We start from the raw sequence: 19,959 nt of genomic DNA on the forward strand, positions 1-19,959 counted from the left end.
ACCTTCGTTCGCGACTGCGGGGCTCGCAAAACCGGCTCACTCCTCGCGCTCACCGGTCCCCCTGGTCGCCGGCCGGCGGCACCAGGCGCGGGCTGCCGGTGGCCCGCCAGACGGCCAGCGCGTCAGCGGTCCCGCGTACGTCATGCACGCGTACCCCCCAGGCGCCGGCCGCGACGGCGAGCACGCTGGTGGCGATGGTGGCTGCCGCGCGCCCGGAGGTGGCTCGGGGGGTGCCGTCGGCGTCGGCGAGCAGCCGGCCCAGGTACGACTTGCGGCTCGACCCGAACAGCAGCGGGAAGCCGAGGTCCACCAACTCGGGCAGGCGGGCGCTGAGTTCCCAGTTGTGCGCGGCGGTCTTCGCGAAGCCGAGCCCCGGGTCGATGATGATCTTGTCCGCGGCGACCCCCGCGGCCAGCGCCTCGTCGACCCGCTGGCTCAGTTCGGCCCGGACGTCGGCCACCACGTCCTGATAGGTGGCCAGGTCACGCATCTGTCGGGAGTGCCCCCGCCAGTGCATGAGCACCCAGGGACAGCCGGCGTCGCGGACCACCCGGGCCATGTCCGGATCGGCGAGGCCGCCGGAGACGTCGTTGACCACGTCGGCGCCGGCGCCGAGGGCCGCCTCGGCGACCCGGGCCCGGCTGGTGTCGATGCTGATCGGGATGCCGGCGGCGCTCAGCGCGCGGATCACCGGCAGCACCCGGCCGATCTCGGTCTCCGCGTCGACCCGCTCGGCGCCGGGCCGGGTCGACTCACCGCCCACGTCGACCAGGTCCGCGCCCTCCGCACGCAGTCGCACTCCGTGTCCGACGGCGGCGTCGAGATCGGCGTATCTACCACCATCGGAGAAGGAGTCGGGCGTGACGTTGAGGACGCCCATCACCACCGGGACCTGCGCCCGTACCAGATCGGTCACGACCAGACAGTACCGGTCGCCAGCAGGGCTTCCGGCGGCCCGGGGGAGGACCACCGGCAACGCCGCTGACATGGGGATTGGAACAGATGTACGATCGGTCGTCCGGGTCGCTTCGGGTCGACTCTTCGCGGGTTGTCGCAAAGGTGCCCGGCCCGTACGCTTTGGAATTGCCCAGCATCGAGATGGCGAAGCCTGGAGGGAGGGCCGAAGCGGGAAGAATCCCCCCAAAGCTCACCACTCTCTGTGGTGGGTGACGAACACAGCGTCAGGGACGCTGTGCCAACTGAGCACATCCCGCCAGGCTTGCCTTAATGCACCACCGCGGCGCCGCCGGCCGCGACATGGGGAGGTTTCCAGTGATCGCCATCGAGCTCATGGGGACGGTGACCTCAGCCGTCGACCACGCGCTCCACGCCCTGGCGTCGACTCCACTCGCCGAGCCGGCCCCCAAGGGCATCGCCACCGATAAGATCGTCTCCTTCTTCGCCAGCAAGGTCGCGCCGATCCTGCTCGCGGTGCTCGGCGTCATCTTCATCGGGCGCGCGAGCCGAGGCGAAATCTCCAAGGTGCTGACCAGCTCCGCGATAGCCATCGTCGGCCTGGCCTTCATCGCGGGCGCCGCCACGCTCTTCTTCGTCGGCGACTACCTGATCAAGCTGATCTTCGAATAGGCGCGGGCAACCATGCGGCTGCGCACCGACGACGACATCTACCGGGCTCGTCTCGTCTACCTCGGGCCGCCCGGGTACACCCTTCCCGTCCACCTGCCGTACGCCCAGTACGGCCTGTTCATGCTGCTCGTACCCCTCTACGTGTTCATCCACTGGCTGTTCACGCTGCAGGTCGAGCTCTTTCCCGCCTGGGAGATCGCGCTCGCCATCGTGACCACCTCGTTCATCTTCCGGCACGTCGATCCGGACCGGCCGGCGCGCATGGTCATCCGGACCGCGCTGACCGACTGGCGACGCACCCGGGAGCCGGCGGCCGAACTGCGCGACCCGCGCCTGGTGGCCAGCCGGATCAGGATCCGGGAGGAACTGGCATGACCGGGCGTACGCCGACAGCGCAGACGAACGACGCGGGTGAGGCGATCGCATGAGTCGCTCTTCCACGCCGGGTTCCCCGGCCGGACGTCCGGCCGATCAGTACGGTAACCGAGCGCGATCGTTCGACTACCCACAGGACGAGGAACCGGACGAGGTCGCGCTGGACCCGGCCCTGGTGACCAGCCCCGGGCACGGCCGGGTCGGGGTCTTCCAGCCGCCCCGGCCGGTGACGCCGCGCGCCTCCGGGCACGAGCAGCGGGCGCCGGCGGTGGTCGACAACAGCGACATCGACTCGCCGTTCCTCGACCTCTTCGGCGGCGCGCAGCCCGGCGTACGGCGTCCGGCCACCCGTCCCGCGGCACCGGCCCCGGCGGAGCCGGCCCCGGTGGTGGCGCCGCCCCGCCGAGGCCTCGGGCGGGAGGCGCCGGCGATCCCGCACCAGCCCGCCGCCCCGGCGGCGCCGGTCACGTCCGCCGGCCGTGACGCGCCGCCCGACGAGCCGGTCACCGCCCGGCCGCGGGAGACCGCCCCGGGCGTCCGACCGGTGGGCCGGGGCCGCGAGGTCCCCGAGCACACCCACGATGCCGAGCCGCCGGACCGGCCCGCCGGGCGGACGGCCGCCCTCGATCCGGCGCCCGCACCCCGTGCCCGGGTGCCGCACCAGCCCGGCGAGCGGCTCCCCGCACTGCGGCCCACGGCCGAGCCCGAGCTGACCGACCCGGAGCCCACCGTCGAGCGCCCGGCCCGCCGGGCCGACCGGCGCACGGCGGAGGCGGTCCGGCCGAACGGCCGCGAGGTCGCCACCAACGCCACCCGCGAGGTGGCCCCGCCCCGGCAGCGGTCCGCGGAACGCAGCGGGAAGCCGGTGAAACCGGTCCGCGTCCGTCCCCCGAAGATCAAGTTCGGGGACCGCGACCCGTCGGTGGAGCTGGCGATCACCGAGATCGCCGGCCACCTCACCTTCACCCCGAACACGGTCACCGCCTGGTACTGGCTGCCCGAGGTGCGCTGGGCGTTCCGCCCCGACGCCGAGCGGGAGGCGCTGCTCTCGGCGATCTCGGAGCAGTACGCCGGCCTGGCCGGCTTCCGGCTTCACCTGCGCCGCACCACCCGACCCTTCCCGGCCGACGAGTGGGCCCGCACCATCGACGCGCACACCGCGTCGCCGCTGCCCGACGTGCCCGGTACGCCCGGCTGGGCCGACCACCTGGTCGCCGCGCAACGGCACCTGATGGCGGTCAACCACGCCGAGGGGCAGACGTACCTCGGCGTCACCTTCGCTCGCCGGTCGCTGGGCGACTCGCTCACCGAGCGGCTGCTGCGCGCCTTCGGCCGGGGCACCGCCGACGGCGAGCGCCGCAAGCTGGGGCGCACCGTCGAGCAGTTCGACGAGGTGCTCGGCGCGTTCGGCATGCGTGGACGCCGGGTGACCGCGCAGGAACTCGAGTGGCTGCTCTACCGCTCGGTCGCGCTCTGCATGGCGCCGCCCGGCGCCCTCTCCCCGGTCACCAACGGGCGGTGGGAGCGGGGGGACCTGCTCGCCCTCACCGAGCAGGTGGAGCGCTACCGCACCCCGTACGGCTCCACGGTGAAGCTGGTCAACCGGATGACCGGCGAGGAGCGGCACGTGGCCGTCCTCGCGGTCGGCCGGATGGAGCCCCTGGAGATCCCCGAGCGGCACGAGCCCTGGCTGCACTTCCATGAGCGGCTGCCGTGGCCGATGGAGTTGTCCACCCGGGTGGACATCCTCGGCTCCGGCGACTCCTTCCGGAACCTGGAGCACCGGCTCCGGATGATCCGCTCCCAGCAGCTCGACTACGCCGAGCACGGCATCGACGCGCCGCCGGAGCTGGAACGGCTCGCCAAGCGGGCGCTGGTGATCGGCGACGAGATGACCACCGGCCTGCCGGTCGACTCGGCCCGCGCGCACGGCTGGCACCGGATCGCGGTCGGCGGGCGGACCCGCGAGGAGTGCCTGGAGCGGGCCCGCCGGCTCATCCAGCTCTACTCCCGGGAGCTGCGAATCTCGCTACAGCACCCGAAGAACCAGGACTGGCTGGCCCGCGAATTCATCCCCGGCGAGCCGATCGCCAACACCGGCTACGTCCGGCGGATGCCGGTCAACCTGCTCGCCGCGGCCTTGCCGCAGGCCGCCTCCACGGTCGGCGACCGCCGCGGCGACCTGATCGGCCGCACGGCCGGCACCTGCCGCCGGCCGGTCTTTCTCGACCTGCACTTCCCCATGGAGGTACGCGAGCGCTCCGGCCTCGCGGTCTTCGTCGCCGAGCCGGGCGGTGGCAAGTCCACCCTGCTCGGCGCGCTCGGCTACCTGGCCGCCCGGCGCGGCGTCCAGGTGACCCTGCTCGACCCGTCCGGCCCGCTGGCCCGGCTCTGTGCGATGCCGGAGCTGGCGCCGTACTCGCGGGTGCTCAACCTGACCGGCTCCGAGCAGGGCACCCTCGCCCCGTACGCGCTGATCCCGACGCCATTGCGCAGCGAGTTCAGCGAGGGGGCGGCGGGCGACCGGGAGTTCGAGATCGCGATTTCCAACGCCCGTGCCGAACGCCGCATGCTGGTGCAGGACATCTGCATGATGCTGGTGCCGCCGCAGGTGGCCCGGGAGGCCTCCACCGCCACCCTGTTCCGGCACGCCGTACGCCAGGTGCCGGCCGAGGAGACGTCCACCCTGGACGACGTCGTCGCCTGCCTGCAGGGGCTGGACGACGACGCCGGCCGGGAACTGGCCAACCTCCTGCTGGACACGGCCGAGATGCCGCTGGCCATGCTCTTCTTCGGCCGACCGCCGGAGAACCTGCTCGGCGCCGACGCCGCGCTCACCGTGATCACCATGGCCGGGCTCCGGCTGCCCGACCTCAAGATCGAGCGCGAGTACTGGTCGGCCGAGGAGGCGCTCGCCCTGCCGATGCTGCACACCGCGCACCGGCTCGCCGTCCGGCGCTGCTACGGCGGCTCGATGTCCTCCCGCAAGCTGGTCGGGCTGGACGAGGCGCACTTCATGGAGGGCTGGCGTTCCGGGCGGTCGTTCCTGGTCCGCCTCGCCCGCGACTCCCGCAAGTGGAACCTCGCCGCCCTGGTCGCCTCGCAGAACCCGAAGGACATCCTCGGCCTCGACGTGCAGAACCTGGTCTCCACCGTGTTCGTCGGCCGGATCGCCGAGGACAACGAGATCGCCTCCGAGGCGCTGCGCCTGCTCCGGGTGCCGGTCAACGACGGCTACGAGGCCACCCTGGCGTCGCTGTCCCAGGCGGACTCCGGTTCCGCCACCCGGCTCGGCTTCCGCGAGTTCGTGATGCGGGACGTCGACGGGCGGGTGCAGAAGGTCCGGGTCGACGTGTCGTACGTCGACGGGCTGCTGGAACACCTGGACACCACCCCCGCCGCGGTCGCCCAGGCGGCCGGGGCACTGCCGACCGTCCTGGCTGATCTGGAGGCGTGACATGGCGAGGGCCCGGGCACGGATCGCGGCGCTCCTCCTCGCGCTCGGCGTACTCGCCGTGGCCACCATCGCCTGGCCGGTGGTCGGGGCGGCACCCGCGTACGCCACCACACCGGCCGCCCAGGCCCGGGCCGAACTCTGCAGCACCAAGGAGTGGCAGGTCGACTTCCGCGCCTGCGTCGCCAAGCTGAAGGAGGTCAGCCAGGACCAGGTCGAGTGCCGCAACGCGCCGGTGCCCGGCGCGCCCGACTCGGGTCTGGCCGGCTGGTTCGCCTCCCGCCCCGACTCCGCCAAGCTCCCCGGGCCCAAGGGGCTCTACAGCGACTACGGCTACGCCGGGTACAGCTACACGACGTACGACGTCGACGGCGGCTGCGCGTCGTCGGTGCTCCACCCGGACTACCGCTTCACGACCATGGTCGCGAACGGCGAGTTCATGTTCGCCAACGCGGTGATCGGGGCATCGAACGCGCTGCGGGAGCGGGCCTGGGACCCGCGGTCGATGTGGGCCTGGGCAGACCCGTTGGTGGAGCAGGCCACCAAGGCCGTCTACCAGAAGGTGTTCAGCGTCTTCGGCATCATCACCCTCTGTGTGGTCGGCCTCTACCTCATGTGGCGCTCACGCCAGTCGGACATGAGCAACGCCATGACCACGGCCGGTTGGGCCCTGCTGGTGATGGTGGCGGTGACCGCCCTGGCGGCCTGGCCGGTGAAGTCGGCGAACATCGCCGACAACACCCTGATCAGCACCCTCGGCGTGGTACACGACGCGGTCGGCCCGGCGTCCAAGGACATCCCTGCGGACAAGTGTGCGCTACCGAACCCGGACGCCTGCGTCGACAAGCGGCCCCCCGCCGTTCGGGCCAGCGACACCGCCACGGAAACCATGCTGTACCGGAACTGGCTGCGAGGCGTGCTCGGCTCGGCCGACAGCGAGACCGCCAGGAAGTACGGCCCGGCCCTCTACGACGCCAAGTCGCTCACCTGGGAGGAGGCGGAGAAGCTCCGCCAGAACCCAGCGACGCGCGACGCCACAATCAAGGCCAAGCAGCAGCAGTGGGCGAAGGTCGCCGAGCAGATCAAGACGGAGGACCCGGAGGCGTACGAGTACCTCCAGGGTGTCCGGGACATGGACCGGATCGGTGCCGGTTTCATCGCGGTGCTGGCCTCGCTGCTCTTCGCGATGTTCGACCTGACCGCCTCGCTGCTGGTGCTGCTCGGCTTCCTGATCTTCCGGTGGGCGGTGATCGCCGCACCGATCCTCGGCACGGTCGGTCTGCTGCGCCCGGCGAGCGCCGGCCTTCGCCGGCTGGCGAACGCGGTGGTGGCGGCGGTCTTCAACGTCGCCATCTTCGGCACCGGCGCGGCCATCTACCTGTTCGCGGTCGATCTCATCATGAACACCCCGACGCTGCCCGGCTGGCTGCAGGTGGTCCTCGTCTGGCTCTGCGGCGTGGTGGGCTGGCTGCTGCTCCGCCCGTACCGGCGGATCACCCAACTCGGCGGCAAGGACAGCAGCGAGGCGATCAGCTCGGCCGGTTCCTGGCACCGCCGCTTCTTCCGCGACATGCGAGTCGCGGCCCGGCTGGACGTGGCCGAGCCCGGCGGCACCGCCGAGCCGGCGGTCGGCCGGCGGCGCGGGGTCACGCTCGAGCAGAGCAGCCTCCGGCCGGAGGCGCGGCATGAGGATCCGTCGCACACCGCCACGGTCACCGAACGGGAGCGGCCGGACGGGCGGGAACGGGCCGCCGAGGCCCCCGCGCCCGAACGGCCGGGCGGGCGGGCAGCGCCACGCCCACGCCGCCAACCGGCGAGCTGGACGGAACCCGACGTGCCGGAGGAGGCGCCTTCCTTCGCCATCTACCGGCCGGACTCGGCCGACCGGGCACCCGCCAAGCCGGCTCCGCGGGTGCGCTCCGAGGCGCGGTGAGGCCGATGCGTCGGGCGTTGGAGTTCCTCTTCACCCGGGTGCTGCGGTCGCGGCTCGGCATCGCGCTCGTGATCGCCGCCCTGGTGTTCGGCGTGATCGGCGCGGCCCGCCTGGTGTCCGGGCCGATCGACCCGGCTGCCGGGCTGAGCAACCGGCCACGGGAGCCGATCAGCACCGTCGACCCGGAGGCCGGTGACGACGGGGTGCTGTCGACCCCGAGGGCACCTACCCCGAAGATGTTCCCGGGCGAGCTGAGCCCCGAACAGGCCGCCGACCGCTTCGCCACCGCCTGGCTGACCGGCCCGGGCAGCAGCGCAGACAAGTGGCAGGGCACGCTGCGGCCGCTCTCCACGCCCGCGCTGACCGAGAAGTTGGCCGGCGCGGACCCGGAGAGCGTGCCCGCCCGGAAAGTGACCGGTCAGGTGACCCTCCGGGCCCGGACGGAGTCCTTCGTGGAGGCACGGATCCCGCTCGACAACGGCCAGCTCCGGCTCGAACTGGTGGCCTCGGACGGCCGCTGGCTGGTGGACGCAATCGACTGGGAGCGGCAGTGAGCGCCGCGGCGGGCATGGTGCCCGGCCGGCGGAGGCTGCGGCTCGGCGTCCTGGCCGCCGCGGTGGCCACGGTGCTCACCCTGCTCTGCTGCGTCGGTGGCGCCGGTGCGTTCCTCCTCACCGAGCTGGGCGGCGACGAGAAGGGCAAGCTGACCGCCGCCCTGGCCTGCGACCCCTCCTACCAGGTCGATCTCACGGGGGACATGCCGCGCTTCCCCGAGTACGGCGACGGCCAGCTGCGCAACGCGGCCGTCATCATCAAGGTCGGCCAGGACATGAACGTGCCCGCTCGCGGCTGGGTGATCGCGCTGGCCACCGCAATGCAGGAGTCCGCGCTGCGCAACCTCGCCAACAGCACCGTGCCGGCCTCGCTGGCGCTGCCGCACGAGGGCGTCGGATCGGACCACGACTCGCTCGGCCTGTTCCAGCAGCGGCCCGGCTGGGGCAGTGTCCAGCAGCGGATGACTCCCTCGTACGCCGCGCGGAAGTTCTACGAGAAGATGCTCAAGGTGCCGAACTGGCAGCGGCGGCCGCTGACCGTGGTGGCACAGCGGGTTCAGGTCAGCGCCTTTCCCGACGCGTACGCCAAGCACGAGGACCTGGCCGGGCGGATCGTGGACGCGCTGGCCGCTGGCGCCGCCCGCACCGTGGAGATCGCCGGCAAGGCGGTGTGCGATGCCGCAGCCGGTACCCGGATCGCCGCGTCGGGCTGGACCGCCCCGATCGCTGGTGGCGTCGGCTCCGGCTTCCGCACCGCCGAGCGCCCCCGACACAACGGCGTCGACATCGCTGCGGACAAGGAGACGCCGATCCACGCGGCGTCCGCCGGTCGGGTGCTGGTCGCCCGTTGCGATCCCGACCACTCCGGCCGGCGGGACTGCGACCGGGACGGCTGGCCGGGCAAGGGTGGTTGCGGCTGGTTCGTGGACATCCTGCACGCCGGCGGATACATCACCCGCTACTGCCACATGGTCAGGCGCCCACACGTGGTGCCGGGGCAGTCGGTGGAGGCCGGACAGGAGATCGGCCTCTCCGGTAGCAGCGGGAACTCCTCGGGCCCGCACCTGCACTTCGAGGTGCACGTGGACGCCGACCGGTCGAGCCGCGGCGCGATCAACCCGGTGCCGTTCATGCGGGAGCGCGGCGCACCACTGGACGGCACCGCGTGAGGCCCTGACTCATGAGCAGCCCGCTACCCGATCCCTTCGCGGACCAGCCCGACTGGGCACCGCTGCCACCGCGGCCCGTCGAGATCGTGCCTGCCACCAGCGGAATCGAGCTGCGCGGCCGGCGGGTGCTGGTCGGTCTGCCCGGTCTCGGTTGGCGCGGTGACCTACGCGCCGACGAGCGGGTGGTACAGGGCAGCCGGACGTACGTGCCGGTCATCCCGGAGCACGAGTGGTACCGCGCAGAGTCCGAGCAGGTGGAGGTCTTCGCGCCACTGGTGCCGGTGGAGCGGGTCTGGGTGGAGATGGTCGGTGAACGCCGGCCGTCCGGCCGCCCCACGGAGTCGGGGATCCGGCTCGTCTCCCTCGACGAGCCCAGCCATCGCGCGCCGACCCCGGTCTTCGAGGCGGACTCGGTGGCTGGCCGACGCGTGGTGCGGGTGGCGGGAACGGCCGAGCAGCGCGACCTTCGCGCGGTGACCGAGACCTACTCCAGTGCGGACGGGGACATCTGCGTCCGGGTGGCCCCGGAGTTGGAGTGGTACCGCTGGGCATGGCACGGCCAGCCACCCACCACCCTGGAGGTCCCGGTCCACCTGCTGTGGCTCGAGTAAGCGGGCTCAGTCGGCCCGTTGCCCCCCACAGACCCGCCAACCATCGCCGTGTCGGGTTTCGAACTGCCAGGCCTGCCGATCGCTCTGCGAAATGCCGTCGACAAACGCCGAAATGATGAGGTCCACGGTGACGACCGCGCGATCACCCGTCTGCTGCGCGCTCAGAGCACCCCAGCTAACCGAGATCGTCGTAGCAAACCTCTTCTCACGCGCCAGAAGCTCATCGCGGAATGATCGAAGGCCGCCGAGGTAAACCCGATCTTGGCAGGTGAACTCCTGTGCCTTTGTGTCGTTGCGGTCGACCAGGAACGCACGAAGGTAGTTGTCCACCACGACGTCGGGGGCGCTGCGGTCGGGGGCGGTGGCGCGGTCGTACAGCACGAAACCGACGACGGCACCGCCGGCGCAGAGCAGCGCCAGCAGCCCGGCGACGACCGTGAGGACGGTACGCAGCGGCCGGCGCGGACGGTCCGGCGCCGGAGCTGGCGCGGGGGGCGCCAACTGCTCGGGCGGGGTCCGCTGCGCCGGTACCCGGGAGACCTGGGAACCGGCGGGGGGCTGCACTGATTCCACCTCCTGAGGCTATCGGCTGCGCCTCGCGTACCCAATGCCCCAGATCCCCGGATCGTGGCGAACCGCCGGGCGGTTGGGCGCGGCACGCCCTGGCCGGCCGACATCGGACCCGGCAGCCGGCTGGTCTGCGGCCACGGTGAGCCTGGTCACGCCGACGCAGAGAGCGGCGCGGAGACCGGCGCAAAGAGCGGCGCAGCGCCGACCGACATCCCGGGGGAGGGACGCCGGCTGGGATACCGTCACAGCTCGGGGAGGAGATGTCGGCCTCGGGAAGTGAGGTGGACGCGGTGGCGAGTCCGAAGGCGCGAGCCGGCCGGGCCGCTGCGCTGCACCGGAAGGCTGAGGCCACCGCGACCGCGGCTGCCGGCATCCTCGACGAGATCCGACCCGCCCCGGCCGACCACCATCGACAGTACGAGCTGGCGGAGCGGCTCCGGACGGCGGCGGCGCTCGCCGCGCCGGGCTGGGCCGGCGCCCCGCTGGAGACGCTGGCCCCGGCCACCCCGCCCGGGGACGGCCCACCTCCGGTGGTCCGGGTGGGCACCGCGGCACCGTTGGACGACGCCCGGTTCCCGGCTCTGGTGCCGCTGTTCGGCAGTGGACACCTGAGCATCGACATCGACGCCCGCGATCCGCGGGTGGCCGGGCTGCTCCGAGCCCTCCTGCTCCGGCTGCTCGCCGCCACCCCGGCCGGCGGCCTGCTGGCCCGCGCCGTGGACGGCACCGGGGGCGGGGGTACGTTCCTCGACTTCGCCGCGCTCGCCGACGCGGGGCTGCTGCCGCCGCCCGCCACCGACCTGGCCGGGCTCCGGGCGGTCCTGGCCGAGGCCGAGCAGTGGGTGGCGGCCGGCACGGCCCGGCAACGCGGGCTGCGACGGCTCCAGGTCGGCGCGTCTGACGCCGCGCAGCGACCTGGAGCCGTCGACCGTACGCTGCTGCTGATGGTGGCGGCCCTGCCCGACGGCACCGCCCCGTCCGACCTCGCCCGGGTCGAGGAGCTGGCAACCCAGGGCCACCGCGCGGGTCTGCACCTGGTGGTGGCCGGCTGGCCAGCCGGCGCACCGCTGCCCCAGGCGACCCCGCTGACGGTCCGCACGGCCTACGCGCTGGTGGGCGATCCGCCTGGCATGGGGTTGAGCAGCCCCGGCGCCGAGCCGCCCGGCGGCCTGAACTCGCCGGTCTTCATCGAGGAGGACCCGCCGCAGGACGTGGTCACTGAGGTCTGCCGCCGGCTGGCCCGGCAGATCGAGGACGGCTCCCGGCTCACCCTGACCGATCTGCTGCCCGATAGCGACCGGTGGACGTCAAACTCCGCCGACGGGCTCGCCACGACGGTCGGTGACGCGGCCGGCCGGCCGGTCAGCCTCGGTTTCACCGAGCTGACCCCCCACTGGCTGGTCAGCGGTCGCTCCCAGGCGGGCCGGTCGGCGTTCCTCACCAACGTGCTGTTCGGCCTGGCCGCCCGGTACGGCCCCGAAGAGCTGGCCCTCTATCTGGCCGACCTCGGCGAGGGTGAGTCCTTCGTGGAGTTCCTCCAGACCGAGCGGGACCGGTCCTGGGTGCCGCAGGTCCGGGCCGCCGGGATGGCCGCCGACCGGGAGTACGTTCTGGACCTGCTCCACGTGCTGGAGGCGGAGCTGCGCCGCCGGGAGGACTCGGGCCGGCGGGCCGGCGGGCAGCGCTACGCGGAGCTGCGCCAGCACCAGTCGCTGCCCCGGATCGTCTGCGTGATCGACGGCTTCCCGCTGCTGCTGCGGGAACGGGACCGGTTGGCCACGGACTTCCTGGTCCGGCTGGAGGCGCTGGCAAGAGCCGCGCGGGCGTACGGGATCCACCTGGTCCTGGCCGGCGAGGGCGACCTGGGCATCGGCGGCCCCCGCGACCCGCTGCTCGGCCAGTTCCCGGTCCGGGTGGCGCTGCCCGGCGGGGCGGCCGTGCTGGAGCCGACGAACGACGCGGCCGCGGGCCTGCCGGTGGGCAGCGCGGTGGTGAACACCGCGGGCGGGCTGGGCGGGCCGCGCGGCGCGACCCGGGGCCACGAGCGGATGATCCGCTTCCCGGACCCGCACGCGGCCCCGGACGTCCTCGACACGCTGCGGCAGCGGCTGTGGTCGGCCCGCCCGGAGGGCGCCACGCCGCCGGTGGTCTTCGCCGGGTATGCGCGCCCGTTGCTCGCCAACGACCCGCGTTACCGGGCCGCCCTGGCGGGTCGGGCGCACGCCCCGGCGGCGCTGCTCGGGCGGGCGGTGGACGTACGCCGGTCCACGGCGGCCGTACCCCTCGGGCCGGCCGCGGGCCGGAACCTGGCCGTGCTGGGCCGGGACGAGGAGGCCGAGCGGCTGCTGGTCACGGCCGTCCGGAGTGTGGCCGCGCACCACGGCTCGGCGCGGTTCGTGCTGGCCCCGCTGGCGAACGGATCGGCCGAGGCGGCCACGGCTCTCGCTGCTGAACTGGCCGAGCGGCACGGGGTGGCGACCGTCGACGTGGCCGGCCTGCGGGCCGCGCTGGAGGCCGGCGAGCCGGGGTACCTGGTGGTGTTCGGGCTGGACGTGCCGGACGCGTCCGAGTTGCCAGCCGACCTGCTGCGGGCGCTGCTGCTGGAGGGGCCACCCGCCGGGCGGCACCTGCTCGGCTGGTGGCGCTCGGTGACACCGCTGGTGGGGCTGCTGGGCCCGGAGGGCGAGGTGGACAAGTTGACCGCCGTGGTCGCGACCGACGTGCCGGGCGGCCGACTGGAGCAGCTCTTCGACCGGCCGGTGCTGTGGCGGCCCCGGCCGGGGCGGGCCGTGCTCTGGGACGGCCCCGGTGAGCAGGGGACGGTCCTGGTGCCGTTCGGGGAGGAGCCGGCGTGAGCGAGACCGGTACGGCGGTCCCCGCGCCCCGGTCCGGCGGCCCGGCGGCCGAGGTCGACCCGGTCGAGGCGGCGTGGGCGGACTATGTCGTCGCCGCCCGGCAGCTCGACGGGGTACGCCGGGCCGCGGCGACCGCCGCCGGCGAGCAGGCCCGGTCGGTGGCGGCGGCCCGGGAGGAGCTGACCGCGGTACGGGAGCGGCTGGCCGCGCAGCAGTCGCAGCTACGCGAGCAGGGCGTACCGGCGATCTCGCTGGTGCCGACGCCGCCGGAGGTCACCGAGGCGGCCCGGTCGATGGCGGGCGGTCCGGCGGCGGTGCTGGCCTGCCTGCGGACGGCCCGGGGCTGGGCGGACAGCGCCGACGACACACTGACCGCGCGGGGCCTGCCCCGGCTGGCGCGTTGGCCGGCGCGCCCCCGCAACCTGCTGGTGTACGGGCCGCTGGCGCTGGTGGTCCCACTGGTCCAGCTGGTGCTCTTCCTCGCCACCGGCACCGGTCCGGCGAGCATCGCGGCGCTGGTGGTGGGGCTGCCGATGCCGGCGGTCGCGTTCATGGCGGGTTGGCTCGCGGTGGGACGGCTGTTCCGGCCCCGCCCGACGGACCGGGTGGACCGGACGCCCCGGTTCGGCGCGCTGGTGTGCCTGGTCCCGGCGGTGCTGGCCACCGCCGGGATCCTCCTGGCGGTGCTGGTCGGCTGACTCTGTCGCCGGACCGGTTGCCGCACCCGCCCAAGGCGGTGTGAGAAGGGAGCCCTTCTCTACGGAGGCGTTGAGAAGGTGCCCTTCCTTGCGCTTCAGCGGGGGATGATGAGGGCCATCGCCTCGGCGCGGGACTTGGCGTCCCGCTGGAGGGTGCCCCGCACCGCCGAGGTGATCGTCTTGGCGCCGGACTTCTGGATGCCGCGCATCGCCATGCACATGTGCTCGCATTCGAGCACCACCACGACGCCGCGCGGGGCCAGCTTGCTCATCAGCAGGTCGGCGATCTGCGAGGTGAGCCGCTCCTGCACCTGGGGGCGGCGGGCGAAGACCTCGACCAGCCGGGCCAGCTTGGACAGTCCGGTGATCCGGCCGTCCGGCCCCGGGATGTAGCCGATGTGGGCGCTGCCCCGGAACGGGAGCAGGTGGTGCTCGCAGAGGCTCATCACATCGATGTCCCGGACGAGCACCAGCTCCTCGTGGTTGGCCTCGAAGGTGGTGCTGAGCACCTGTGCCGGATCCACCCGCAGGCCGGCGAAGAGCTCGGCGTACGCGCGGGCGACCCGGGCCGGCGTCTGCTGGAGGCCGTCCCGGTCCGGGTCCTCCCCGACCGCGATGAGGATCTCCCGGACGGCCTTCTCGATCCGGGCCAGGTCCATGGTCTCCTCGACCGGGCGGCCCGTGAGCTTGCCGCTGATCAGGCGCGCGGCGACGTAGTCGAGGGCCTCGTCACCGTCGGGCTCGGTCGACGAGGCGGCCAGCCCCTGGTCGGGGCTGGCCGCGGCGTCCGTGTTCAGTGCGTACCGTCCGAGTTGTTCGAGGAGCCACCGACCGCGGCACCGTCGGCCTGGGCCTGCGCCTTCAGGGCGTCCTTCTCGGCCGGGGTGAGCACCGGCGGCTCGGTGGAGGGCTGGCGCTTGCCGAAGCCGTGGTACGGGGCCATCGGCGGGCGCTTCGCCACCCGCGCGCAGATCCGGGCCATGTCGGCGGTGGAGAGGGTCTCCTTCTCCATCAGCTCGAGCACGATGTTGTCCAGGACGTCCCGGTATTCCACCAGGATCTCCCAGGCCTCGTCGTGGGCCAGCTCGATCAGCGCACGCATCTCGCCGTCGATCTCGGCGGCCACCGCGTCCGAGTAGTCCCGCTCGTGGCCCATGCTGCGGCCGAGGAACGGCTCGTCGCCGGTGGTGCCGTACTTGATCGCACCGAGCTTGGAGCTCATGCCGTACTGGGTGATCATCGCGCGGGCCAGCTGGGTGGCCTTCTCGATGTCGTTGCCGGCGCCGGTGGTGGGCTCGTGGAAGACCAGCTCCTCGGCGGCCCGGCCGCCCAGCGCGTACGCCAGGGTGTCGATCATCTCGGCCCGGGTCTGGGTGTACTTGTCCTCGGTCGGCAGGACCAGGGTGTGGCCCAGCGACCGACCCCGGGACAGGATCGTCACCTTGTGCACCGGCGCGGCGTGCGGCAGCGCCCAGGCGACCAGCGCGTGCCCACCCTCGTGGTACGCGGTGATCTTCTTCTCCTGGTCGCTCATCACCCGGGTCCGGCGCTGCGGGCCGGCGATCACCCGGTCGATCGACTCCTCCAGGGAGTCGTTGGTGATCGCCCGCTGGTCCTTGCGGGCGGTGAGCAGCGCGGCCTCGTTGATGACGTTGGCCAGGTCGGCGCCGCTGAAGCCGGGGGTACGCCGGGCGACCGAGTCGAGGTCGACGTCGGGCGTGAACGGCTTGCCCTTGGCGTGCACCCGCAGGATCGCCTTGCGGCCCTCCATGTCGGGGGCGTCGACCGGGATCTGCCGGTCGAAGCGGCCCGGGCGCAGCAGCGCCGGGTCGAGGATGTCCGGCCGGTTGGTGGCGGCGATCAGGATGACGCCGCCCTTGGTGTCGAAGCCGTCCATCTCGACGAGGAGCTGGTTGAGGGTCTGCTCCCGCTCGTCGTGGCCGCCGCCCATGCCGGCGCCACGGTGCCGGCCGACGGCGTCGATCTCGTCGACGAAGACGATCGCCGGCGCGTTCGACTTGGCCTGCTCGAAGAGGTCGCGGACCCGGCTGGCGCCGACACCGACGAACATCTCCACGAAGTCCGAGCCGGAGATGGAGTAGAAGGGCACCCCGGCCTCACCGGCGACCGCCCTGGCGAGCAGGGTCTTACCGGTACCGGGCGGGCCGAAGAGCAGCACACCCTTGGGGATCTTGGCGCCCAGGGCCTGGTACTTCGCCGGGTTCTGCAGGAAGTCCTTGATCTCGTGCAGTTCCTCGACGGCCTCGTCCGCCCCGGCCACGTCCGCGAAGGTGGTCTTCGGCGTGTCCTTGGTGATCATCTTGGCCTTGGACTTGCCAAAGTTGAGCACCCGGGAGCCGCCGCCCTGCATCTGCGACATGAAGAACAGCAGCAGGAGCACGAGCAGCACGATGGGGAGCAGGTTGACCAGCAGGCTGACCCAGATGCTGTCCGACGAGACCTTGGCGTCGGCCGGGCCGGTGATCCGGTCGGCGGCCTTGGCGTCCAGCACCTGCTTCCAGACGTCATTGCCCGCCTGGTACGGGAACTGGGCCTCGATCCGGTCGGTCGTGGTGTCGCCGAACTTGGTCTTCTGGGCGAGTTCCAGCTGGAGCGTCTGCTCCTTGTCCTGGAAGACGACCTTATTGATCTTGGCGGTATGGAGCTGGTCCAGCGCCACCGACGTGTCTACCCGGTGGAAACTGGGGCCAGCGGTGAAGAGCTGACTGAGCACAACGGCGCCGAGGATGACCAGGATGATCCAGACCACCGGTCGGCGGAAGAAACGCGTACGTTCCATACTGTCGTCGGGCATCGAGACGCCCGCATCCTCCTGATCGACGTCCTGACCGTCTTAATGGTGTCGCCGCCTCGGGCGGCGCCGCAGCCGCCGTGCGGGCCGGCCCCGACCCCGAGGCGCGAAAGTTTCCGCGCCGCGGTCATTCGACGGTACACCGTTCGGGCCAGATGTGAGCTTGCGAGCCCGGCACTTACGCGTACGGCGAACCCGGGATTGGGCCGGTGTGGCGAAGAGCTCCTCACCCGGCCACCCGAACGCACGGTCAAGCGCTTCGAGGGGCTGGGCGTGGAGGGTGCCTCCACGTCACCGGCCTCTACCGTAGACCGGAAGGCTGAAAGCCCGCTGTACGTCCGCTTGACGGTACCGGTGCGGACGGGCCGGCCTCAGGCCCGGGCGTACACCTCGGGCTTGAGTACGCCGACGTAGGGCAGCTCACGGTACCGCTCGCCGAAGTCGAGGCCGTAGCCGACGACGAACTCGGTCGGGATGTCGAAGCCGACGTACTTGACCGGGACGGGCACCTTGACCGCGTCCGGCTTGCGGAACAGGGCGACCACCTCGACGCTGGCCGCGGAGCGGGACTCCAGGTAGCGCAGCAGCCAGGAGAGGGTCAGGCCGGAGTCGACGATGTCCTCGACGACCACCACGTGCCGGCCGGCGATGTCCCGGTCCAGGTCCTTGAGGATCCGGACCACCCCGGACGAGGTGGTGCCCTGGCCGTACGAGGAGACGGCCATGAACTCCAGCTCGGCGGGCGGGCCCTGGCGGCCCAGCGCCCGGGCGAAGTCGGCCATGAACATGACCGCGCCCTTCAGCACGCAGACGAGCAACAGTCCGTCCTCGACGTGCGCGTAGTCCGCGGAGACCTGCTTGGCCAGTTCCGCGGTCTTCTCACGGATCTGCGCCTCGGAAATGATCACGTGGTCGATGTCGGCGTCGTACCAGGAGCCGTCAGCCATGCTCCTAGCCTGCCGTACGCCGGATGGCCTGCGTCGGCGGGGCCGCCCCTTTTGGGCGCGGTCCCGCCGGGATATTCGCGGCAGAAGGTGCGAGTCACCTCAGCAGGTACGGGACGACCAACGGCGGCCGTCGTCGGTCTGTTTCCAGTCGGCCGAGTCCCGGGTGTCGACGGTCAGCCCGACGGCGCTCGCGACGGCGAGGAGCAGCAGGAAGAGCAGGAGCAGCAGGGCAGTCATGGCGGCGCTCACTTTCGCCTGGTTGAGGTCGGTTTCGCCACCGGTGCGCACCGGACATGTCCCAGTCTGCGCCCCACCGCACCACCCGGACAGTGGCAGGAATGCCAGAGACCGTCGATTTTCTGCCACCTATCGAGTTACCCTCGTCACATGCTCCGCTCCGTCGCCGTCATCGCGCTGGACGAGGTCGCCGCGTTCGAACTCGGCGTCCTCGCCGAGGTCTTCGGTACCGACCGGAGGGCCGACGGTTTCCCCGGCTACCGCTTCGACGTCTGCACGGCGGACGGCCGGCCGGTCCGCACCCGCTCCGGCTTCCTGCTCACCCCGCACGCCGACCTGGCCCCGGTGGAGGAGGCGGACCTGGTGGCCGTGCCGGCACACACCCCCGGGGCGCCCGTCCCGGAGCCGGTGCTGGCGGCCCTGCGCCGGGCCGCCGGCCGGGGCGCCTGGGTGTTCAGCGTCTGCTCCGGCGCTTTCGTGCTGGGCGAGGCGGGCCTGCTCGACGGCCGGGACTGCACCACCCACTGGCGGCACGTCGACGAGCTGCAACGGCGGTTCCCGGCGGCGCGGGTGCGCTGCGACTCGCTCTACGTGTCCGACGGGCGGCTGCTGACCAGCGCGGGCACCGCCGCCGGCATCGACGCCTGCCTGCACCTGGTCCGCCAGGAGCACGGGTCGGCGACGGCCACCCGGCTGGCCCGGCGGATGGTCGTCCCGCCGCACCGCGACGGTGGCCAGTCCCAGTACGTCGAGGCGCCGATCCCGAAGGCGCCGGAGGCGCCCACCCTGGAGCCGGTGCTGGCGTGGCTGATGGGCCACCTGGACCGGGCGGTGACCGTGGACGAGCTGGCCGTCCGGGCCGGGATGGCCCCGCGTACCTTCGCCCGGCGGTTCCGCGCCGAGACCGGCACCACCCCGCACGACTGGCTGGTCAACCAGCGGGTGCTGCTGGCCCGGCGCCTGCTCGAAGAGACCCCGCTGAGCGTGGAGAACGTCGCCGACCGGGCCGGCTTCGGCGACGCGGCGGCGCTGCGGCATCACTTCACCCGCCGGGTCGGCACCACCCCGCACGCCTACCGGACCACGTTCCGCGAACGCGTCGAGGCCTGATCACCGCCGCCGGACTGGAATGGATCAGGCGGTCAGCCGGCCGGCGCGGCGGACCACGGGCAGCCCGCCGGGCAGGTGTACGGCACCCTGGCCGTGCCAGTCGGTGACCAGTGCGTCCAGCGCGGCGACGTGCCGGTGCGACAGGGCGGCCGGCGAGGCGCCCAACTCCCGGGCCCAGGCGTGCAGCACCCGGGTGCGTACCGCGGCCGGTAGCGCGGCCAGCGCCTCGACGGCGAGCCCGCCCGCGGCGGCCCGCACCTCGACGAGCGCGGCGGCGGCCAGCTCGTCGAGGGCGGTGGTGTCGGCCGCGATCTGGCGGGCGGTCCGGGCGAGGTTGTCCACCACCCCGGGCCCGAGCGCCCGGACCAGGGCCGGCAGCGCGTCGGCGCGGACCCGGGAGCGGGCGTACGCCGGGTCGACGTTGTGCGGGTCGTCCCAGGGGGCCAGACCGAGCGCGGCGCACGCCTTGCGGGTGTCCTCCCGGGCGACGTCGAGCAGCGGGCGCAGCAGCGTCACCCCGGCCAGCTGACGGCGTTCCGGCATCCCGGCCAGGCCGCGCGGGCCGGCGCCCCGGGCGAGCGCGAGCAGCACGGTCTCGGCCTGGTCGTCGCGGGTGTGGCCGAGCAGTACGGCGGCGGCGTCGTGCCGGCGGGCGGCGTCGACCAGCGCCTCGTAGCGGGCCTCCCGGGCGGCTGCCTCCGGGCCGCCGGTACGCCCAGCGACCCGCACGGGCACCGCCTCGACCGGATCCAGTCCCTGCCCGCGCGCCCAGCCGGCAACCGACTCGGCCCGCTCGGCCGAGCCCGGTTGCAGACCGTGGTCGACGGTCACCAGGCCGGCGCGCCGGCCGAGGCGGGGCGCGACGAAGGCGGCCGCGGCGGCCAGCGCCAGCGAGTCGGCGCCGCCGGAGCAGGCCACCAGCACCGGCCCGGCCCCGGGCAGCCCGGACAACGCCCGGCGTACGGCGACCCGGATGGCGGCGACCGGCGGCGCGAGCGCGGCGGTCCCGGCTCCTGTTCGCGACTGCGGGGCTCGCAAGACCGGCTC

The 19,959-nt window shown here is 73.2% G+C and carries 17 protein-coding genes; 10 read left to right on the forward strand and 7 right to left on the reverse strand.

Annotated features, from left to right (window positions below):
• Positions 1 to 49: 49 nt before the first annotated feature.
• Positions 50 to 916, reverse strand: a complete 867-nt coding sequence (gene folP, locus ABZ570_RS17105; RefSeq protein ID WP_358063770.1) for a dihydropteroate synthase — start codon at positions 914 to 916, stop codon at positions 50 to 52.
• A gap of 356 nt (positions 917 to 1,272) precedes the next feature.
• Here folP and ABZ570_RS17110 point away from each other — a divergent pair, with 356 nt between their 5' ends.
• Genes ABZ570_RS17110 through ABZ570_RS17140 form a run of 7 tightly spaced genes read left to right on the forward strand, consistent with a single transcriptional unit; the run spans position 1,273 to position 9,683 of the window.
• Positions 1,273 to 1,587 (forward strand): hypothetical protein, encoded by a 315-nt coding sequence (locus ABZ570_RS17110; RefSeq protein ID WP_358063773.1) that lies wholly within the window; start codon positions 1,273 to 1,275, stop codon positions 1,585 to 1,587.
• A gap of 12 nt (positions 1,588 to 1,599) precedes the next feature.
• The gene (locus tag ABZ570_RS17115; protein ID WP_358063776.1) at positions 1,600 to 1,962 is read left to right on the forward strand and encodes a hypothetical protein; all 363 of its coding nucleotides are present in this window, start codon (positions 1,600 to 1,602) and stop codon (positions 1,960 to 1,962) included.
• Positions 1,963 to 2,011: 49 nt separating this feature from the next.
• On the forward strand, positions 2,012 to 5,419 hold the full coding sequence (locus ABZ570_RS17120; protein WP_358063779.1) for an ATP-binding protein: 3,408 nt from the start codon (positions 2,012 to 2,014) through the stop codon (positions 5,417 to 5,419).
• A 1-nt stretch (position 5,420) separates the two neighbouring features.
• Positions 5,421 to 7,349: an MFS transporter gene (locus tag ABZ570_RS17125; RefSeq protein WP_358063782.1), complete on the forward strand. Its 1,929-nt coding sequence runs from the start codon at positions 5,421 to 5,423 to the stop codon at positions 7,347 to 7,349.
• Positions 7,346 to 7,903 (forward strand): hypothetical protein, encoded by a 558-nt coding sequence (locus tag ABZ570_RS17130; RefSeq protein ID WP_358063785.1) that lies wholly within the window; start codon positions 7,346 to 7,348, stop codon positions 7,901 to 7,903. The genes ABZ570_RS17125 and ABZ570_RS17130 overlap by 4 nt, the downstream gene beginning before the upstream one ends.
• Positions 7,904 to 7,917: 14 nt before the next feature.
• Positions 7,918 to 9,072 (forward strand): M23 family metallopeptidase, encoded by a 1,155-nt coding sequence (locus ABZ570_RS17135; RefSeq protein WP_358063875.1) that lies wholly within the window; start codon positions 7,918 to 7,920, stop codon positions 9,070 to 9,072.
• A gap of 11 nt (positions 9,073 to 9,083) precedes the next feature.
• Positions 9,084 to 9,683, forward strand: coding sequence for a hypothetical protein (locus tag ABZ570_RS17140; protein ID WP_358063788.1), 600 nt, complete (start codon positions 9,084 to 9,086; stop codon positions 9,681 to 9,683).
• 6 nt (positions 9,684 to 9,689) lie between these two features.
• Here ABZ570_RS17140 and ABZ570_RS17145 read toward each other — a convergent pair whose 3' ends face one another.
• Entirely contained in the window at positions 9,690 to 10,247 is a 558-nt protein-coding gene (locus ABZ570_RS17145) for a hypothetical protein (protein WP_358063878.1), read from the reverse strand.
• A gap of 287 nt (positions 10,248 to 10,534) precedes the next feature.
• Here ABZ570_RS17145 and ABZ570_RS17150 point away from each other — a divergent pair, with 287 nt between their 5' ends.
• Together ABZ570_RS17150 and ABZ570_RS17155 are read left to right on the forward strand one after the other, a co-directional pair.
• On the forward strand, positions 10,535 to 13,108 hold the full coding sequence (locus tag ABZ570_RS17150; RefSeq protein WP_358063881.1) for an FtsK/SpoIIIE domain-containing protein: 2,574 nt from the start codon (positions 10,535 to 10,537) through the stop codon (positions 13,106 to 13,108).
• A complete protein-coding gene (locus ABZ570_RS17155) occupies positions 13,105 to 13,806 on the forward strand; it encodes a hypothetical protein (RefSeq protein ID WP_358063790.1) in 702 nt (233 codons plus the stop codon). The genes ABZ570_RS17150 and ABZ570_RS17155 overlap by 4 nt, the downstream gene beginning before the upstream one ends.
• Before the next feature lie 95 nt (positions 13,807 to 13,901).
• Here the strand turns inward: ABZ570_RS17155 and folE are convergent, their stop codons facing one another.
• The 4 genes from folE to ABZ570_RS17175 all read right to left on the reverse strand — a co-directional run bounded on the left by folE (position 13,902) and on the right by ABZ570_RS17175 (position 17,802).
• The gene (gene folE / locus ABZ570_RS17160; RefSeq protein WP_358063883.1) at positions 13,902 to 14,567 is read right to left on the reverse strand and encodes a GTP cyclohydrolase I FolE; all 666 of its coding nucleotides are present in this window, start codon (positions 14,565 to 14,567) and stop codon (positions 13,902 to 13,904) included.
• A gap of 32 nt (positions 14,568 to 14,599) precedes the next feature.
• A complete protein-coding gene (ftsH, locus tag ABZ570_RS17165) occupies positions 14,600 to 16,606 on the reverse strand; it encodes an ATP-dependent zinc metalloprotease FtsH (protein ID WP_358063885.1) in 2,007 nt (668 codons plus the stop codon).
• Between the two features lie 383 nt (positions 16,607 to 16,989).
• On the reverse strand, positions 16,990 to 17,565 hold the full coding sequence (gene hpt, locus ABZ570_RS17170) for a hypoxanthine phosphoribosyltransferase (protein WP_089004926.1): 576 nt from the start codon (positions 17,563 to 17,565) through the stop codon (positions 16,990 to 16,992).
• A gap of 99 nt (positions 17,566 to 17,664) precedes the next feature.
• Positions 17,665 to 17,802 carry a hypothetical protein gene (locus tag ABZ570_RS17175; protein WP_358063793.1) on the reverse strand — a complete coding sequence of 46 codons (138 nt, stop codon included), beginning with the start codon at positions 17,800 to 17,802 and terminating at the stop codon, positions 17,665 to 17,667.
• A gap of 150 nt (positions 17,803 to 17,952) precedes the next feature.
• Between ABZ570_RS17175 and ABZ570_RS17180 the strand changes: the two genes are divergently transcribed.
• Positions 17,953 to 18,912, forward strand: a complete 960-nt coding sequence (locus ABZ570_RS17180) for a helix-turn-helix domain-containing protein (protein ID WP_358063796.1) — start codon at positions 17,953 to 17,955, stop codon at positions 18,910 to 18,912.
• A gap of 24 nt (positions 18,913 to 18,936) precedes the next feature.
• Here the strand turns inward: ABZ570_RS17180 and tilS are convergent, their stop codons facing one another.
• A complete protein-coding gene (gene tilS / locus ABZ570_RS17185) occupies positions 18,937 to 19,950 on the reverse strand; it encodes a tRNA lysidine(34) synthetase TilS (RefSeq protein ID WP_358063888.1) in 1,014 nt (337 codons plus the stop codon).
• Between the last annotated feature and the right edge of the window lie 9 nt (positions 19,951 to 19,959).

Source organism: Micromonospora sp. NPDC007271, from assembly GCF_040634005.1.
In the GTDB taxonomy this organism is placed as follows: Bacteria; Actinomycetota; Actinomycetes; order Mycobacteriales; family Micromonosporaceae; genus Micromonospora.

What these genes read in the sequence shown, in the direction of transcription:
- ABZ570_RS17125 (WP_358063782.1), top strand. Translation starts at nt 5,421, where the DNA reads ATGGCGAGGGCCCGGGCACGGATCGCGGCGCTCCTCCTCGCGCTCGGC.
- ABZ570_RS17135 (WP_358063875.1), top strand. Translation starts at nt 7,918, where the DNA reads ATGGTGCCCGGCCGGCGGAGGCTGCGGCTCGGCGTCCTGGCCGCCGCG.
- ABZ570_RS17175 (WP_358063793.1), bottom strand. Translation starts at nt 17,802, where the DNA reads ATGACTGCCCTGCTGCTCCTGCTCTTCCTGCTGCTCCTCGCCGTCGCG.
- ftsH (WP_358063885.1), bottom strand. Translation starts at nt 16,606, where the DNA reads ATGGAACGTACGCGTTTCTTCCGCCGACCGGTGGTCTGGATCATCCTG.
- ABZ570_RS17120 (WP_358063779.1), top strand. Translation starts at nt 2,012, where the DNA reads ATGAGTCGCTCTTCCACGCCGGGTTCCCCGGCCGGACGTCCGGCCGAT.
- ABZ570_RS17115 (WP_358063776.1), top strand. Translation starts at nt 1,600, where the DNA reads ATGCGGCTGCGCACCGACGACGACATCTACCGGGCTCGTCTCGTCTAC.
- ABZ570_RS17140 (WP_358063788.1), top strand. Translation starts at nt 9,084, where the DNA reads ATGAGCAGCCCGCTACCCGATCCCTTCGCGGACCAGCCCGACTGGGCA.
- hpt (WP_089004926.1), bottom strand. Translation starts at nt 17,565, where the DNA reads ATGGCTGACGGCTCCTGGTACGACGCCGACATCGACCACGTGATCATT.
- ABZ570_RS17180 (WP_358063796.1), top strand. Translation starts at nt 17,953, where the DNA reads ATGCTCCGCTCCGTCGCCGTCATCGCGCTGGACGAGGTCGCCGCGTTC.